This window comes from Chryseobacterium sp. (assembly GCF_029240215.1).
Classification (GTDB): Bacteria; Bacteroidota; Bacteroidia; order Flavobacteriales; family Weeksellaceae; genus Chryseobacterium.
The window spans coordinates 41,623-56,920 of record NZ_JARBTK010000004.1 but is presented as its reverse complement, the minus strand read 5'-3'; the positions used below and the strand labels follow the sequence as shown (position 1 = coordinate 56,920).

Annotated in this window: 15 protein-coding genes; 5 read left to right on the top strand and 10 right to left on the bottom strand. The window is 34.3% G+C overall.

Going from position 1 to position 15,298, the window contains the following annotated elements; genetic code table 11:
* Positions 1–28 precede the first annotated feature (28 nt).
* Positions 29–1,240 (top strand): type IX secretion system plug protein domain-containing protein, encoded by a 1,212-nt coding sequence (locus K0R77_RS09915; RefSeq protein WP_300351850.1) that lies wholly within the window; start codon positions 29–31, stop codon positions 1,238–1,240.
* A 126-nt stretch (positions 1,241–1,366) separates the two neighbouring features.
* On the opposite strand, the gene K0R77_RS09910 is transcribed toward K0R77_RS09915, so the two are convergent.
* From K0R77_RS09910 to K0R77_RS09895, 4 genes are all read right to left on the bottom strand, one after another.
* Complete coding sequence (locus K0R77_RS09910) at positions 1,367–1,627, bottom strand: hypothetical protein (protein WP_300351849.1); 261 nt, start codon at positions 1,625–1,627, stop codon at positions 1,367–1,369.
* Positions 1,627–1,854, bottom strand: a complete 228-nt coding sequence (locus K0R77_RS09905) for a hypothetical protein (RefSeq protein WP_300351848.1) — start codon at positions 1,852–1,854, stop codon at positions 1,627–1,629. Before K0R77_RS09905 ends, K0R77_RS09910 begins: the two co-directional genes overlap by 1 nt.
* 216 nt (positions 1,855–2,070) lie before the next feature.
* On the bottom strand, positions 2,071–3,093 hold the full coding sequence (hemH, locus tag K0R77_RS09900) for a ferrochelatase (RefSeq protein WP_300351847.1): 1,023 nt from the start codon (positions 3,091–3,093) through the stop codon (positions 2,071–2,073).
* Positions 3,094–3,180: 87 nt separating this feature from the next.
* Complete coding sequence (locus K0R77_RS09895) at positions 3,181–4,059, bottom strand: NifU family protein (RefSeq protein WP_300351845.1); 879 nt, start codon at positions 4,057–4,059, stop codon at positions 3,181–3,183.
* Positions 4,060–4,210: 151 nt separating this feature from the next.
* Here K0R77_RS09895 and K0R77_RS09890 point away from each other — a divergent pair, with 151 nt between their 5' ends.
* A complete protein-coding gene (locus K0R77_RS09890) occupies positions 4,211–4,726 on the top strand; it encodes a gamma carbonic anhydrase family protein (protein WP_300351844.1) in 516 nt (171 codons plus the stop codon).
* 78 nt (positions 4,727–4,804) lie between these two features.
* On the opposite strand, the gene K0R77_RS09885 is transcribed toward K0R77_RS09890, so the two are convergent.
* Positions 4,805–5,251: a hypothetical protein gene (locus K0R77_RS09885; RefSeq protein WP_300351843.1), complete on the bottom strand. Its 447-nt coding sequence runs from the start codon at positions 5,249–5,251 to the stop codon at positions 4,805–4,807.
* Positions 5,252–5,315: 64 nt separating this feature from the next.
* On the opposite strand from K0R77_RS09885, the gene K0R77_RS09880 reads away from it, so the two are divergent.
* Positions 5,316–7,442 (top strand): helix-turn-helix domain-containing protein, encoded by a 2,127-nt coding sequence (locus K0R77_RS09880; protein WP_300351842.1) that lies wholly within the window; start codon positions 5,316–5,318, stop codon positions 7,440–7,442.
* 1 nt (position 7,443) lies between these two features.
* Here K0R77_RS09880 and K0R77_RS09875 read toward each other — a convergent pair whose 3' ends face one another.
* Both K0R77_RS09875 and K0R77_RS09870 read right to left on the bottom strand, forming a co-directional pair.
* A complete protein-coding gene (locus tag K0R77_RS09875; RefSeq protein ID WP_300351841.1) occupies positions 7,444–7,893 on the bottom strand; it encodes a hypothetical protein in 450 nt (149 codons plus the stop codon).
* A 2-nt stretch (positions 7,894–7,895) separates the two neighbouring features.
* Complete coding sequence (locus K0R77_RS09870) at positions 7,896–8,342, bottom strand: hypothetical protein (RefSeq protein WP_300351840.1); 447 nt, start codon at positions 8,340–8,342, stop codon at positions 7,896–7,898.
* 179 nt (positions 8,343–8,521) lie between these two features.
* Here K0R77_RS09870 and K0R77_RS09865 point away from each other — a divergent pair, with 179 nt between their 5' ends.
* Both K0R77_RS09865 and ribB read left to right on the top strand, forming a co-directional pair.
* On the top strand, positions 8,522–9,526 hold the full coding sequence (locus tag K0R77_RS09865; protein ID WP_300351839.1) for an LLM class flavin-dependent oxidoreductase: 1,005 nt from the start codon (positions 8,522–8,524) through the stop codon (positions 9,524–9,526).
* 66 nt (positions 9,527–9,592) lie between these two features.
* Entirely contained in the window at positions 9,593–10,714 is a 1,122-nt protein-coding gene (ribB, locus tag K0R77_RS09860; RefSeq protein WP_300351838.1) for a 3,4-dihydroxy-2-butanone-4-phosphate synthase, read from the top strand.
* A 94-nt stretch (positions 10,715–10,808) separates the two neighbouring features.
* Here ribB and fmt read toward each other — a convergent pair whose 3' ends face one another.
* The 3 genes from fmt to K0R77_RS09845 all read right to left on the bottom strand — a co-directional run bounded on the left by fmt (position 10,809) and on the right by K0R77_RS09845 (position 15,292).
* Complete coding sequence (fmt, locus tag K0R77_RS09855; RefSeq protein WP_300351837.1) at positions 10,809–11,756, bottom strand: methionyl-tRNA formyltransferase; 948 nt, start codon at positions 11,754–11,756, stop codon at positions 10,809–10,811.
* 114 nt (positions 11,757–11,870) lie between these two features.
* Positions 11,871–13,772: an ATP-dependent DNA helicase RecQ gene (locus tag K0R77_RS09850; protein ID WP_300351835.1), complete on the bottom strand. Its 1,902-nt coding sequence runs from the start codon at positions 13,770–13,772 to the stop codon at positions 11,871–11,873.
* Between the two features lie 74 nt (positions 13,773–13,846).
* Positions 13,847–15,292 (bottom strand): OmpA family protein, encoded by a 1,446-nt coding sequence (locus K0R77_RS09845; protein WP_300351833.1) that lies wholly within the window; start codon positions 15,290–15,292, stop codon positions 13,847–13,849.
* Between the last annotated feature and the right edge of the window lie 6 nt (positions 15,293–15,298).

Sequence of the window (15,298 nt, the reverse complement as noted above, 5' to 3'; positions counted from 1 at the left end):
TCTTCAGAGATTCGTTATCTTCGTCATAATGAAAACGTTGCAGATATTTTTACTCGGTTTAGGTTCTTTGGCTTTTGCTCAGAACATTCAAAGTATTCAGTTATTTAATCCTCAAACCAATGACGAGACACCTGTTATTAATATGAATCAGCAGTTGGTGTTGAGTTTTGATGATTTGACCAATTCAAGTAATGTTTACCGATATACGATTAAACATTACGACAGAAACTGGCAGGATGACAATCTGTTTTTTACGGAAATAGCCAATGGAAGTATGAATGCGCTTTTGGATCAGTTTCAGTATTCATTTAATACTATTCAGGCTTATACGCATTATACCTTACAATTTCCTAACGATAAAATAAGACCGAAAATTTCAGGTAATTTTGAAATCATTGTTTATAAAGATTCCGCTGACAAACCGCTTTTCACCAAAAGATTTTCTCTGGTGGAAGATCAGGTAAATTTAGCTTTAAACATCTCGAGAATTGCTGACGCAAGAAATCCAAATGTTAACCAAAGAGTAGAGGTACAGGTAACTTCAAAAGGCGGAGATCTGTCATCAAATGTGAATTCTATGACGCTGAATGTGATGCAGAATAACAATCAGAATATGAAAATTACGAATCTCAAGCCGAGTTCTACTTTGGGAAGTCAGATTTTGTTTCAGCAGATGAGTATTGTATTTCCGGGAAACAATGAATTCTATTATTTCGATAATAAAAATATGAATATGCCTGCAGATATGGTGTATGAAACTGGGTTGAAAGACGGCGTTAATAATACTTATCTTCATCCGGTTTGGGCGTATCCGTTGAATTATCAATATCAACCGGATGTGAACGGGGCTTTTTATTACAGACGAAATGATTTGGGATTAGAAAGAAATGCTGAAAGAGAAGCAGATTATTCTTGGGTGCATTTTTCTTTAGATTCTGATCCGGTGGAAAAAGAATTGTATGTTTTGGGTGGGTTTAATGATTTTAAAGCAAGCAAAGAATCTCAAATGATTTATGATGCAGAAAAGAAAAAGTATGTAGCAAAAATTTTCTTAAAACAAGGTTTTTACAATTACATTCTTGCTACAAAAGAAGCGAACGGTTCTTTAAATTTCGGTGAAGTTAACGGGAATTTCTGGCAGACAGAAAATTTATATCAGGCATTTTTGTACTATAAACCTTTTGGAAGAAATTATGATGGTTTGCTTGGTTATGGTGAGTTTAGAACGCCTGTGAGATAATTAAGGAGAAATTTAGTTAAAAAAAACCTTACAAAATTTTCATTTGTAAGGTTGCTGTTTAAGGTGTACAAGACCTCTACAGATAAAATCAAACTATATAATAATGTCAAAAAAGTCTTAATTAAATTAATTCTTAAAAATCGCAGTAATAAAAAGGCTGTCGTTTTCTTCAAATAAATAATGAATATCAACGGGGAATTTCTCGGTTTTATAAACCTGTACTTCTCTACTTTTTATATCTAATTTTTCGTAATTGCTAAGAATTGTACTGATAGATTCTTTCAAATCATCCAAAAAATATTTGTCTTTATTTTGTTCTTCAGCATTAAACACCCGCATCAACATTCTGATGTCATTTTTTGCAATTGATGACAGCAAAACTTTCATTATGCACAGATTTGTTCAAGTTCTGTAATACTCTCAAAGAAATCAAGTTTTGTCTTATTGTTTTCAGAATGAAACTGAATTCTTTGAAAAACTTCATCCAACTGAAATTGAGGAACATTAGATTTTGGAGTTGTATCTAAATTGTCCACGATTCTAATGAACGCCTCTGCAAGTTCCGGGGTGAAACTTTCAATTTTTCTTTTTAGAATTTCTATACTTGAGTCCATTATTTCTAAATTTTTAAATTGTCTCTGTCTTTTGATAGGGTAAAAGTACAAAAAAATATTAAAAAACAAAACTTACCCCTATTAAATTTTAAATTATTTTAAAATAATTATTCTTTTTACTTGAAATTTGTGTTTTTTCGAGGGGGTGTTGCTAAAATAAATAAAAAAAGGACATCTGATTGCTCAAATGTCCTCCTATGTTTTTTTTAATTAAATTTAAACGAAATAAAACTCATTCAGTTTTTCTTCGCAAAGTGTTTTTACAACATCAATCCATCGATCCTCATCATTCAAGCACGGAATGTAATGGAAATTTTCTCCGCCACCATGCTCAAACTGATGTTTTCCTTCAACGGAAATTTCTTCTAAGGTTTCCAGGCAGTCAGAAACAAAGGCCGGACAAACGATGGCAAGGTTTTTAATTCCCTTTTTTCCGACAGTTTCTAAAGTTTCATCTGTGTAAGGTTCCATCCATTTATCTTTTCCCAATCTTGACTGGAACGTCACCATTACTTTTTCTTTTGGTAAACCTAATTTCTTAATCACAGAATTGGTCACGTCAAAACACTGATGGCGATAACAAAACTGATGACTTGGATTATTCTCACGTGAACAGCAATCATTAAGATTGCAGGTATTCGTAGGATCTGTCTTATATATATGTCTCTCTGGAACACCGTGATAAGAAAACTGTAATGCATCGAAATTTTCAGGAAGTTTTTCTCTTATGCTTTCTGCAAGACAATCGATATAAATCTCTCTGTTATAAAAAGGCTGAATGTAATTGATTTTGATTCCCGGGAATTTCTTTTTTCTTACCTCTTCTGCTTTTTCAATCACCGTTTCAGTTGTACTCATCGCATATTGCGGATACAATGGAAATAAAACAATTTCCGTCACGCCCTGGTAAACTAATTTCTGAATTCCGGCTTCAATGCTTGGTTGTGCATATCTCATCCCGATTTCTACCGGAACATCAACCAACTTCTGAAGTTTTTTTTGAATTTTCTGAGTGATGACAATTAAGGGCGAACCTTCATCTGTCCAGACTGTTTTATAAGCTTCGGCAGATTTTGCAGGTCGCGTATTGAGAATAATTCCCTGAACCAAAAGTGCACGGAAAAACCATCGGTAATCAATCACTTTCTCGTCCATCAAAAATTCATCAAGATATTCTCTTACATCAGGTACAGAGGTGGATCTTGGTGAACCGAGATTGACTAATAATATTCCTTTCATATAATATAGGTAATGAGTAATTGGTAATGAGTAAGTAATAAGCAGTATACAAAAACATTGCCTATTACTCTTACTTATTGCTGATTTTTATCCGTTTACTGCTTCAACATGTTGTACTAAATCGGGAACGAATTGTTTTAAAATGTTTTCAATTCCACCTTTTAAAGTAGCAGTTGAACTCGGACATCCTGAACAAGCCCCTTGTAAAAGCATTTTTGCAGTTTTGTTGGCTTCATCATATTCTATTAATGAAATTTTTCCACCGTCATTTTCTACTGCCGGAGCCACATATTCATTTAAAATGTCAGAAATTTTCTGCTCGTCGTCTGTATAATCTCTGTTGATGATGTTCTCAACCGGACTTTCGTGCTTCTGAGCAACAATATTTGAAATTTCTCCACCGCTTTGAAGATATTCTGCAATCAAACCACGAACCGCCATCATTACCTGATGCCATTCCACTGAATTGTCTCTTGTTACTGCAACGAAATTATCTGAAATAAAAACTTCTTTCGCAAAATCAAAATCTTTGAAAATCGCCTGAGCCAAAGGAACTCCTTCCGAAGCTTCTCTTGATTTTACTTCTACAAAACCGTCCATCAGAATTTTACTTGAAACAAACTTCATCACATTGGGATTTGGTGTCATCTCTGCATAGATTTGAACCATTTCTTTTTTCTTTTGAAGATAAATTCTTGGATTGGCTAAAAGCTCGTCCTCAATTACATTTTTCAGGTTTTCGGCAATGTGTTCCCATTCTACGGTATCCTGTTTTGCAACTGCAACAAAATTGGCAGTAATGAAAATTCTTTCCACAAAAGGATAATTGAAAACTTCCTGTGCCAAAGGGATTTCTGATATATCTGAATTTCTGTCCAGCTCTAAAGACCCCGGAATCAAATTGTAATCAGCTACAAATTTCATCACTTTCGGGTTTTCTGTTGGCTCTATAAGAATAGTATGCATTTTTTCTTTAAATTTGAGATACAAAAATACGGATTTAGAAGTTAGAAGCTGGCTGTTGGGAGTTAGATTTTTGCTATCACTGTAATTTACAATTTGTGATTTCAAGTTATAATTTCGAATAAGCTCATTATCAATTTTTCAAAATAAAAATATGGCACTTGTAAAAGAACTTTTAGGGAAAACACCGCAGATCGGAGAAAATACTTTTTTGGCTGAAACAGCAACCATTATTGGTGATGTCGTGATGGGAAAGGACTGCAGCATCTGGTACAATGCGGTCATCAGAGGTGATGTGAATTATATCAAAATGGGAGATAAGGTAAATGTACAGGATAATGCCATGTTGCATTGCACGTATGAAAAGTTTCCTTTAGAAATTGGAAATAATGTCTCCATAGGTCACAACGCCATCGTTCATGGATGCAGGATTAAGGACAATGTTTTAATTGGAATGGGATCTATCGTAATGGATGACTGTCTGGTTGAAGAAAATTCTATCGTTGGTGCGGGATCTGTAGTTACGCAAGGAACACATATCAAATCCGGCGAAGTGTGGGGTGGGGTTCCTGCCAGAAAAATAAAAGATATTTCAGCTGATTTACTTGAAGGAGAAGTAAACAGAATTGCAAATAATTATGTGAAATATTCTTCTTGGTATAAAGATTAATTTATTCAATTCCTATAAAAAAACAAAAGCTCTGAACTAATTTTAGCCAGAGCTTTTATTATATATAAAACTGATTGATTACGGATAAATTAAAACTGCTTTTTCAGCCTGACATTTTACGCCGGTTGGTTCTGCAGCCAGCATACAATCTGATGTAATGTTGTATTTCTTGTTAAATTCAGACATCTTTTGGGTATATTCTTCAATTTTAGGAAGAATGGTTGCTTCATTTTTCTTTGGATAAGCAATATATGAAACTGGTCCGCCACAAGCTTTTGTCCCTAAAGGTGAGAAAGCCCAGTCTGCAGCATTTGTACATTTTTCTTTAGTAACCATAGATTCTATAGACGCTTTTAGTTTATCTAATTGCGCTTCATCGTATTTCTGGGAGCTTTCGTCTGCAGGTCTTTCCGAAATATCTTTTGGCATTTCCGCAGAGTCATTGCTTTGTGCAGATTTGCATGAAACCATTGTGAGACTTGCAAATAATACGACTGCAGGAATTTTTATCAACCAATTTTTCATAATTACTTTTTTTAGTGGTCATCAAATTTCGTTCCTTATTTTCATTTTTCGTAATTTTGCAGCGATGAATAATCATTTTTTTGACTTAATAGAACATACCAACCGAAGCGTTTTTCTTACCGGAAAAGCAGGAACGGGAAAGACAACATTCCTAAACGAATTTGTAAAAAAAACCAGAAAGAAACACATTGTCGTAGCGCCTACAGGAATTGCTGCAATCAATGCTGGTGGCGTAACCATTCATTCCATGTTTGGGTTGCCCTTGCGTACTTTTTTACCGACGACAGATAGAATTGACGGGAGTTTGGGTAATAATATTGCAGACCTTCAACAACATTTTAAATACAGAAAAGATAAGCTCAAGCTTTTACGCGAGGTTGAGGTTTTAATTATTGATGAGGTTTCAATGTTGCGTGCCGATGTTTTGGATATGATGGATTTTTCGCTGCGGTTTATCCGGAGAAACAACCAGCGTTTTGGCGGTGTTCAGATGTTATTCATTGGTGATTTGTATCAGCTTCCGCCCGTGGTGAGAGATGAGCACATTTTAAAAATGTTTTATCAGTCGCCTTTCTTTTTCGACAGTCTTGCAATCAAAGATATTCCTTTGCTGACGATTGAATTAACGAAAGTTTATCGTCAAACTGATGAAGAGTTTCTTGAAATTCTCAATGCAATCCGTGATGGTGACGTTGCCAATATTGATTTTGAACATTTAAATGAAAGATATAATCCTGATTTTAATGCGGGTGAAGATTCTTATATTTATCTCTGTTCGCACAACAAATTGGCAGACGATATTAATCAGCAGAAATTGGCTGAAATAAAAGTCGATCCGTCAACTTTTGAAGCAAAACTTTTTGGTGAGTTTAAAGAAAATCAGTTTCCAAACGAACAATTTTTAGAATTAAAGATTGGTGCTCAAGTGATGTTTATCAGAAACGATATTTCTGGTGAGAAAAAATATTTTAACGGAAAATTAGGCGAGATTTCTGCATTAGACGAAAAAGAAATCAAAGTTGTTCTTGAAGGAAGTGAAAGAGAAATTACCGTAAAAAGAGAAGTCTGGGAACAAAAAAAATATTCTTTAGACAGCGAAAAAAATATTAAAGAAGAAGTTTTAGGAAGCTTCGAACAGTTTCCGATAAAATTGGCTTGGGCAGTAACAATTCACAAAAGTCAGGGCTTAACTTTTGATAAAGTGATCATTGATGCCGGAAAAAGTTTCACCGCAGGTCAGGTTTACGTGGCATTATCGCGTTGCCGTACTTTGGAAGGTATTGTTTTAAAATCTAAAATTACTCCCGAAGTTATTTTTAAAGACAACAGGATTTTGCAGTTTCAGGGTGATACTTTTGCCAATGACAATGTTGAGGAAATTCTAAACAGAGAAAAGTATGACTACAGCATCAGAAAAGTGCTTCGTTCTTTAGATTCTCAATGGCTTTTAAAAGAAGTAGAGTTGTGGAATAATCTTTCGATTACCACAAAAAGCATCGACCACGCAAAATCTAAACAACTTTACCTGCAATTGAAACGTGATGTTGTCAATTTGGGTAAAATTTTTGAAAAATTAGAACGAATTATTTTCCAGAAGGTGAATAATTTCATCAATAAAACTGATGAGTGGAGCGAGATTGAAAACAAAACCAAAGGTGCTGTCAATTTCTTTTTCGGTGAAGTGAAAGACAAAATTTTCAGTCCGTTAAAAGAATTTTATTCTGAAATAAAAGGTGTAAAAGGTCTGAAAAATTATAATGAAGAACTCAGAAGCTGGCTCGAAGATATTGAAGATTATCTGAATGGTCTGAAAACCGCTCATCTTTTGGAAACGAAACTTTTAGACGAAAAAAACGACAAAGAAGTCAGCATGAAAATTGCAAAAGTTCCTTCTCAGGTTTTGACTTTCCAGTTGTTTGAACAAGGGAAAACCATTTCAGAAATCGCTTTGGAAAGAGGTTTGGTCAAAGAAACGGTCTTGGGACATTTGGCAAGATTTGCCGAACAAGGTTTGCTTGATTTGTCGAGAGTGATTACTTCAGATAAAATAAAAACTTTCGAAAAGGCTTTTAAAACTGATCCAAAAGAAACTTTAAACGAATGGAAAACTGCGTTGCCTAATGATTTTGATTTTAATGAAATCAGGATTTTGATTAATCATTTTAATTTTTTGAAGGAGAAAGGGAAGTAGTTTAGTAAATACGATCAATTACGTGTAAGATAATAGTGTCATCTACTTTGAATTTTCTGTCAGAATCAGACTTTTCAATGGTTAATTTTTCTGCTTTGTGAGAACTTTTATTAAAGATGTACGCTTGATTTGTTTCTAATAGAAAAGCTGTATGATAATTCAATCGATCAGATTGTTTCAAACTATCAGCTATTTTGAATATATTCCAAGGGTTATTATTTTCATTTTTAATAATCGCATTATAAAGATTTGTATCATTATCGATAATGAAATAGTTGTGTTTTTGACTTTCTAACCATTTTTTAAAAACTCGTTTAATATTTTCCTTCTTGGTATAAATAATATATTTATCTGTTTCTAATAATATTGCACTGTCTTCAGTATAACCATTACAGCTTTTTAAAGAAATAATTGATAAGAAAAATATTAGAATTAGATATAGATTTTTCATTTTTAAATACTACTTAATTTTCTTTTGTTATTATCCCAATACGTTGCAGTTCGGCTTTCATTCATGAATTCAACTTCTTTATTTTCAATTTCGTTAAATCTGCTTTTATCCGTTTTCACAAATTTAATAATTTCGAAATTTCTCTCATCAAGAATATCAAAATCAACCAGGTTCAAATACTCATCAATAAAGCTTTTATCAATCATAATTTTTCCGCCACCACACCAATGTCTGTCTTGCCCATTTTTTTTGATTCCTGAAACCCAATATTCTTCACCAGTTTCAATGTTAAAATAATTTCCCCGAGTTCCTGGGTTTTTCAGTTTTTTCAAGGCTTTTCCATTAAAATAAATTGTTTGTCCGGATTTTGAAAATTCCACAAAACCAATCCATGCTAATCCATTATGACCGCTTGATTTGTTCTCCAGGTACATTATTTTTGATTTCATAATTTAAATTTAGTAAAATATTTGATAAAGTTCGTTGTTTTAATGTTTGTTAAAATTGACATTCTTCTAATAGTTTTTCCCACAGTACACAATATATTCCATCAATTACAAAAAGTAACTAATGAAATTTATTAACTCTAAATTTGTATTTCATTTTCCTAAAAGAAAAATGTTTAAATATGAAAAACTTTGAAATATCTGTTTTAGACCTCGCTCCCGTAAAGCAGGGAAAAAGCATTAATGATACTTTTCAGGACAGTTTGTCTTTGGCAAACTTTGCTGAAAATTTAAACTATAAAAGATTCTGGCTTGCCGAGCATCACAATATGGAAAGCATTGCCAGTTCTGCAACATCTGTTCTGATTGGTTTCATTGCCAACGGAACAAAAAAAATCAGAGTAGGCTCCGGAGGGATTATGCTTCCTAATCACAGTTCATTGGTGATTGCCGAACAATTCGGAACCCTAGAATCTCTTTTCCCCGGAAGAATCGATCTTGGTTTGGGAAGAGCTCCCGGAACGGATGGTTTGACGGCGAAAGCTTTGGGAAGAAATCCTGCCATTATCAACGAGCAATTCCCAAGACAGATTTTAGAATTGCAAACTTATTTTTCTAAAGAAAATTCTGATGCGTTGGTTCGTGCGATTCCCGGTGAAGGATTAGATATTCCAATGTATATTTTAGGATCGAGTACAGATAGTGCTTGGTTGGCTGCAGAGCTTGGTCTTCCATACGCTTTTGCCGGACATTTCGCCCCGGAGCAAATGGAAATGGCTTTTAAAATTTACAGAGAGCATTTCGAGCCTTCAAAATATTTGGACAAACCTTACATTATTGCCTGCGTGAATGGAGTAGCGGCAGAAACTTCCGAAGAAGCTCATTTGCTTTCCACAACTTTGTTTCAGGCATTTATCAATATTATCAGAAACGACAGAAAGCCTTTCCCGGCACCCGTTACAGATATGGATAAGATCTGGTCGCCAATAGAAAAATCGATGGTTTTACAGAAACTGAAATTTAGTTTTATCGGAAACCAATCTGAAATTGCCGAACAGCTTAAAAACTTTCAGGAAAAATACCAGGTCGATGAATTGATGATCAATTCTCATATTTATGACCACCAGAAAAGACTGCAATCATACGAGATTATTAGAAGAGCCGCAGACTCGTTATCCAAAGCCTAATAAACCATTCATATTAATTGTTGATGCTTATTTTTATGAGTATCTTTGCGAAAATTTAAAGTAAAAATGTCTGATATTAAATTAAATACTATTCCAGAGGCTATTGAAGACCTTAAAAATGGTAAAATAATCATAGTGGTAGATGATGAAGACAGAGAAAACGAAGGAGATTTCCTATGCGCTGCTGAATTGACAACTCCTGAACTTATTAATTTTATGGCTTTCCACGGAAGAGGATTGATCTGTATGCCGCTTCCAGAAAAGAGATGTGACGAGCTTGGTCTTGATATCATGGTAAGCAGAAGCAGTGATCCTAAAGAGACTGCATTTACTGTTTCTGTCGACCTTTTGGGCGACGGAACTTCTACAGGTATTTCTGCAGGTGACAGAGCTAAAACAATTTTAGCATTGATGGACGAAAAGTCCAGACCTACAGATTTCATGCGTCCCGGTCATATTTTCCCGCTTCGTGCAAAGAAGGGTGGCGTTTTAAAAAGAGCCGGACATACAGAAGCAGCCATTGATCTTACCTGTCTTGCAGGTTTGAAAGAAGGTGGTGTGATCTGCGAAATCATGAATGATGACGGAAGCATGTCTCGTTTACCTGAGTTGTATGCATTTGCTCAGAAACATGATATGAAGATCATTTCTATTGAAGATTTGATTCATTATCAGCTTAAAAAAGGAAATCTTATCGACAGAATTGAAGAAAGAGATGTGAAAACAGCTTATGGTGATTTTCATTTCCTAGCTTTCAGAGAAACTTCTAACGACCAGATTCACTTTGCATTAACAAAAGGAACTTGGACGGTTGATGAGCCGGTTTTGGTGAGAGTACAGTCTTCAGATTCGTATTTTGATGTGTTGACAAGATTAAACAATGGTGAAAAACCACAGTTAGAAAAAGTAACCAATATGATTAATGAAGCAGGCAAAGGCGCTATTATTTTCATTAATAATGTATCTAATTCTGAAAATACATTAAGGAAACTTCAGCAGTTTTTAAATTATCAGGACGGTCAGCAAAAACATCCTACAGCTGCTTTCAATTACAGAGATTACGGTATCGGAACGCAAATTCTTAAAAATTTAGGAATTAATAAATTTAAAGTAATCACTCAGAACCCTAATGTAAAACCACAAGTTGGCGGTTATGATGTTGAGGTGACAGAAATGGTTCAGCTTTAAAAATTAAAATGTCAATTTTTGATTACGTTTACAATTCACTTGCGAAGCAAAATTGACGACTCACAATTCACAATAAAAAAATGGCTTGAGTTTATCAAGCCATTTTTATTTCGTCAAAGTTTCTAAATCCGTTTAAAAAATCCTTGACGTTCATTCTTTTCTTTCCTTCTAACTGCAATTCGAGAGGAAAGTAAATTCCGTCCTTTGTGTAAATTTTAAATTCGTTTTTTGAAATATCTAAAGTGCCCGAAGTTTTTCCGTGATCAGAAATTTCAAATTTTCCAACGTAAATTTTCAGTCCTTTTTCTTCTTCTCCAATTTTTAAAGTCGTGAAAGCTGCCGGATAAGGTGACATTCCTAAAATGAACTGGTGAACTTCTTTTGATGATTTATTAAAGTCAATTCTGGTGTCTTCTTTAAATATTTTGAAAGCATTTTTCGGATGCTCAACCTGTGGTTGAGGTTTTTCTGTAATTGAATTTTCAGATAAGCCGTCAAGCGTTTTTACAATTAATTTTGCCCCCATTTCCATTAGTCTGTCATGAAGACTTCCTGCGTTTTCGTCAGGTAAAATTTGAATTTCTTCCTGTAAAAGAATATTTCCTTCGTCTATTTTTTCATTAATGAAAAATGTTGTAGCTCCTGTTTTTTCCTCACCGTTTATTACAGCGTAATTAATTGGTGCAGCACCACGATAATCAGGAAGTAAAGAAGCGTGCAGGTTGAAGGTTCCGATTGCCGGCATTTCAAACAAAATTTTCGGCATCATTCTGAAGGCAACGACAACGAAAACATCAGCGTTTAAGTTTTTTATTTCTTCTAAAAATTCGGGATTTCTAAGTTTTTCGGGTTGTAAAACATGAAGATTGTTTTCAACAGCATAAACTTTTACAGCAGATTGATTGATCTTTTGTCCGCGTCCGCTTGCTTTATCGGCAACTGTCACTACGCCTACAACTTCATGATTTGATTGATGAATAGCTGCCAAAGCTGTCTTTGCAAACTCAGGCGTACCAAAAAATACGACTTTCAATGATTTCATTTTGCAAAGATAAAGGTCTTTAATTTATTTAAAAAATTAAAAGGTTGAAAATGGGAAAGTCTTTAGTTTTGCTTATTGCTTATTGCTTATTGCTTATTGCTTATTGCTTATTGCTTATGTCAACGCATAGGTTCTGAAATTCAGCATTTTCACTTTTCCGGAATCCAAAAGAAAAATCAGGTTTTCTAAAATATCTTCTTTTGGGAGAAAATTTAACTGAATTGAAAGTTCTTCTATGGTTGCGGGCTTTTCAGCTAATAAATTAACAATTTCAGAAGACATATTTTTTCCAAAAATAGATTTTTTATTCTTTTCACAAACCGTACATTGTCCGCAGTTTTTTGAATTTTTCTCCCCAAAATAGGCAAGAATCAGTTTTATTTTGCAGTAAGTGGAATCTTCGATATAAAATTTCATTTCTTCCCACTTCTGAATCTTGTTTTTCTGGATCTGTTCAAACAGTTTCCAGTACATACTATTGGTCACTCGTTCGTCTCTTGGTTTCAGAAATTTTACACTAGCTAAAGCTCCGTCAATATATTCAAGGTAATTTTTCTGCTGTAATTCTTTTAATCTTTCTTTAATTAAATGAATGCTTACTCCGATTTTATCACTCACTTTTTGTTCGCTGAACATTACTTTGTGTGTAGTAATTCCTGAAACTGAACGAAGGAGAAGTTCAATAAAATAAGCATCTTTTTGAGGAATCTGATCTATTTCATCTGCTTTGATCAAAAGTTCCAGCGATGACAAACTTTTGCTGCTGTTATAATAAATAATTTCCTGGGTATGAAGAAAATTTAAAACATTTTTAATTTTTGCTGTCGATAGTTTTGTGAAATTCTGAATTCCGGAAATATTTAATTGAAAAACTTTTTCAGGAAGCTCAAATTCTGCCACTTGAAATTTTGAATATAGATAGGAAATGATTTTCAGAAATTCCGCTTTATTGGGAACCTGATTTCGTAAAATCTGATCAAAATTTAAAACTTCCTGCTGATTCCAAAGCATGAATGCAAAACTTTTTTTTCCGTCTCTTCCGGCACGCCCGATTTCCTGATAATAATTTTCAATCGACTGAGAAGGGGAGAAGTGAATAACGAATCGCACATTGTCTTTGTCGATTCCCATTCCGAATGCGTTGGTAGAAATCAAGACGTTCTGATCACTGTTGTTCCAGGAATTCTGTCTTTCGTTTTTTTCTTTTGTCGTTAAACCTGCATGGAAATAATCTACATTGGTAATTTTATTTCTGTGAAGAAATTCGGTAAGTAGTTCTGCATCCTTTCGCGTCCTTACATAGATGATTCCGGATTCTTTGGCGTATTTTAAAATATTAAAAATCCGCTGATATTTGTCAGACACTTCTTCTGAAAAAATTTTAATATTATCCCGTTTAAAACTTTTCTGAAAAACGTTCGGCTTTTTTAATTCAAGCTTATTTTTTATTTCCTCTAAAACTTTTGGTGTTGCTGTCGCTGTTAAAGCCAAACATGCAATCTCAGGATTGTTTTTTCTGAAATCTTTAATGTTTTGATAACTCGGTCTGAAATCTTGACCCCATTCAGAAATACAGTGTGCTTCATCCACCGCAATGAATGATAACTGTATTTCTTCAATTTGTTGAATAAACTGAAAATTTGTTAATCTTTCCGGGGAAATATAAAGTAATTTGGTTAATCCGTCTTTACAACGGTTGTAAATAACTTCTGCGTCAAAATCATCAAGTTCAGAAGAAAGATATTCAGCTTCAATTCCTCTGAATTTTAATTGGTTTACCTGATCTTTCATTAAAGCCAATAAAGGAGAGATTACAAGACATACTCCCTCTCTAAGTAAAGCGGGAAGCTGATAACAAAGTGATTTTCCTGCACCGGTTGGTAACAATACCAAAGTGTCTTTTCCGGTGATTACAGAGTCAATAATATCACCTTGAGAATCTCTAAAGGTGTCATAACCCCAAAAATGTTTAAGGGTTTTGTTTTTAAGCTCCTGAAAATCGTGTGACGAAATCATAGTGTAAAAATAGAGAAACTAATTTAACAAAAAAGTCACGCATAGCGTGACTTTTAAAATATGTAAGAAGTTTATTATTTAGCTTCGAAATATACTCTTCTGTTTGCTCTGTTTTTCCATTCAGGACATTTAGTAGCAGGCTCACACTCTGGGTATTTAAGGTCTTTTTCACCTCTACCTACAGCGTTTAATTTAGAAGAATCTACGCCATTTTTGATTAAATAGTTTTTCACACTGTTTGCTCTTCTTTCAGATAGTTTTTGATTATACTCATCAGAAGCTCTTGTATCAGTTGCTCCAATTACAGTGTAAGCACCGTTTGAAGAATTGATATAGCTTACAGCATTATTAAGAATCGGTGTGTTTGAAGGTAAGATTCTGTCAGAATTTAAGTCAAACTCAATTCCTTCCATATTTGTAACTGTTTCGTCAACAGGACCTACAGGCGTTGTTGGTGTAAGAGGACAACCATCATTTTCAACTGGTCCTGGAACTGTTACACATTTATCGTAAAGATCAATTACACCATCTAAATCTGCATCAAGAGCTACACCCGCACCGTCAACTCTTGCACCTGCAGGAGTATCAAGCTGTCTGTCCCAATCATCGCAAACTCCGTCGTTATCTGCATCACCTTTTTTACAAACTTCGATATCCTGATTTTTATTAGCCAAAACATCTAATTTGTAATAAATTTCCTGCAATGGATCATGCCACATTAAGTGAGATTCGTGTTTTCCTAATTTTAAAGATAAACCTACAGTAGCATTGAAGAAATTGTCAGAAATCTGGTCTTCTCTTTTGTTAATGTTACTATATTGTGCACCTCCACCATCAAATTCATCGTCACCTGTGTAAACATACATTAATCTTGTTTCAAGATCGATTCTTCTGTTTACTTTAAATTTAAGTCCGGCTCCGGCCTGACCGAAGAAAGAACCAAATTTGAAAGGCTTCACTTCAGTCATCAGTCTCTGACCTGCTGCATCTTTTAAATATGCTCTGTAAGCCAAAGTACCAACACCAGCATAACCGTGAAGTGCCCATCTGAAAGTAGATTTGTTGTCAACTCTTCTTAAAAGATTTGAGAAATTAATATCTCCCAAGATTGAGATTGCATCATATTGAGTTCTCGCACCTTCTTGTCCTGCAACAGCAGCATCTTTAGTGTTGAACCAACCTTGTCTCGTTTCACCTCTATCATATTGTAAGTTGATACCGAAAGCGTGAGTGATTGCTTTGTCAACACTTACATAAGCTGAATAACCAAAAAGATTTTTTCCGTTACCGTTTTTTATTGATGTTAAATCTCCAGACTGTACTAATGGTACACCTGCACCAAATGAGATAGCCCAATCATTGAATCTTTTTGATTTTTGTGTAAATGGGGAAACATTAGCAGAACCAGATGAGAATGTATTTGGATATCCTTCATTTGAAACTACCGCTATTGAATCTTGTGCAAACGCCGCAGTAGGAACCGCTAAAGCCAATGCAACAATTGCTAAACTTAATTTCATAGTGTA

Bases quoted from the DNA above. Each gene is read 5' to 3' on its own strand.
- K0R77_RS09885 (WP_300351843.1), bottom strand. From the start codon at position 5,251: ATGAAAAATTGGTTGATAAAAATTCCTGCAGTCGTATTATTTGCAAGT.
- K0R77_RS09890 (WP_300351844.1), top strand. From the start codon at position 4,211: ATGGCACTTGTAAAAGAACTTTTAGGGAAAACACCGCAGATCGGAGAA.
- K0R77_RS09870 (WP_300351840.1), bottom strand. From the start codon at position 8,342: ATGAAATCAAAAATAATGTACCTGGAGAACAAATCAAGCGGTCATAAT.
- K0R77_RS09905 (WP_300351848.1), bottom strand. From the start codon at position 1,854: ATGGACTCAAGTATAGAAATTCTAAAAAGAAAAATTGAAAGTTTCACC.
- hemH (WP_300351847.1), bottom strand. From the start codon at position 3,093: ATGAAAGGAATATTATTAGTCAATCTCGGTTCACCAAGATCCACCTCT.
- K0R77_RS09895 (WP_300351845.1), bottom strand. From the start codon at position 4,059: ATGCATACTATTCTTATAGAGCCAACAGAAAACCCGAAAGTGATGAAA.
- K0R77_RS09910 (WP_300351849.1), bottom strand. From the start codon at position 1,627: ATGAAAGTTTTGCTGTCATCAATTGCAAAAAATGACATCAGAATGTTG.
- fmt (WP_300351837.1), bottom strand. From the start codon at position 11,756: ATGAAATCATTGAAAGTCGTATTTTTTGGTACGCCTGAGTTTGCAAAG.
- K0R77_RS09915 (WP_300351850.1), top strand. From the start codon at position 29: ATGAAAACGTTGCAGATATTTTTACTCGGTTTAGGTTCTTTGGCTTTT.
- K0R77_RS09875 (WP_300351841.1), bottom strand. From the start codon at position 7,893: ATGAAAAATCTATATCTAATTCTAATATTTTTCTTATCAATTATTTCT.
- ribB (WP_300351838.1), top strand. From the start codon at position 9,593: ATGTCTGATATTAAATTAAATACTATTCCAGAGGCTATTGAAGACCTT.
- K0R77_RS09880 (WP_300351842.1), top strand. From the start codon at position 5,316: ATGAATAATCATTTTTTTGACTTAATAGAACATACCAACCGAAGCGTT.
- K0R77_RS09865 (WP_300351839.1), top strand. From the start codon at position 8,522: ATGAAAAACTTTGAAATATCTGTTTTAGACCTCGCTCCCGTAAAGCAG.
- K0R77_RS09850 (WP_300351835.1), bottom strand. From the start codon at position 13,772: ATGATTTCGTCACACGATTTTCAGGAGCTTAAAAACAAAACCCTTAAA.
- K0R77_RS09845 (WP_300351833.1), bottom strand. From the start codon at position 15,292: ATGAAATTAAGTTTAGCAATTGTTGCATTGGCTTTAGCGGTTCCTACT.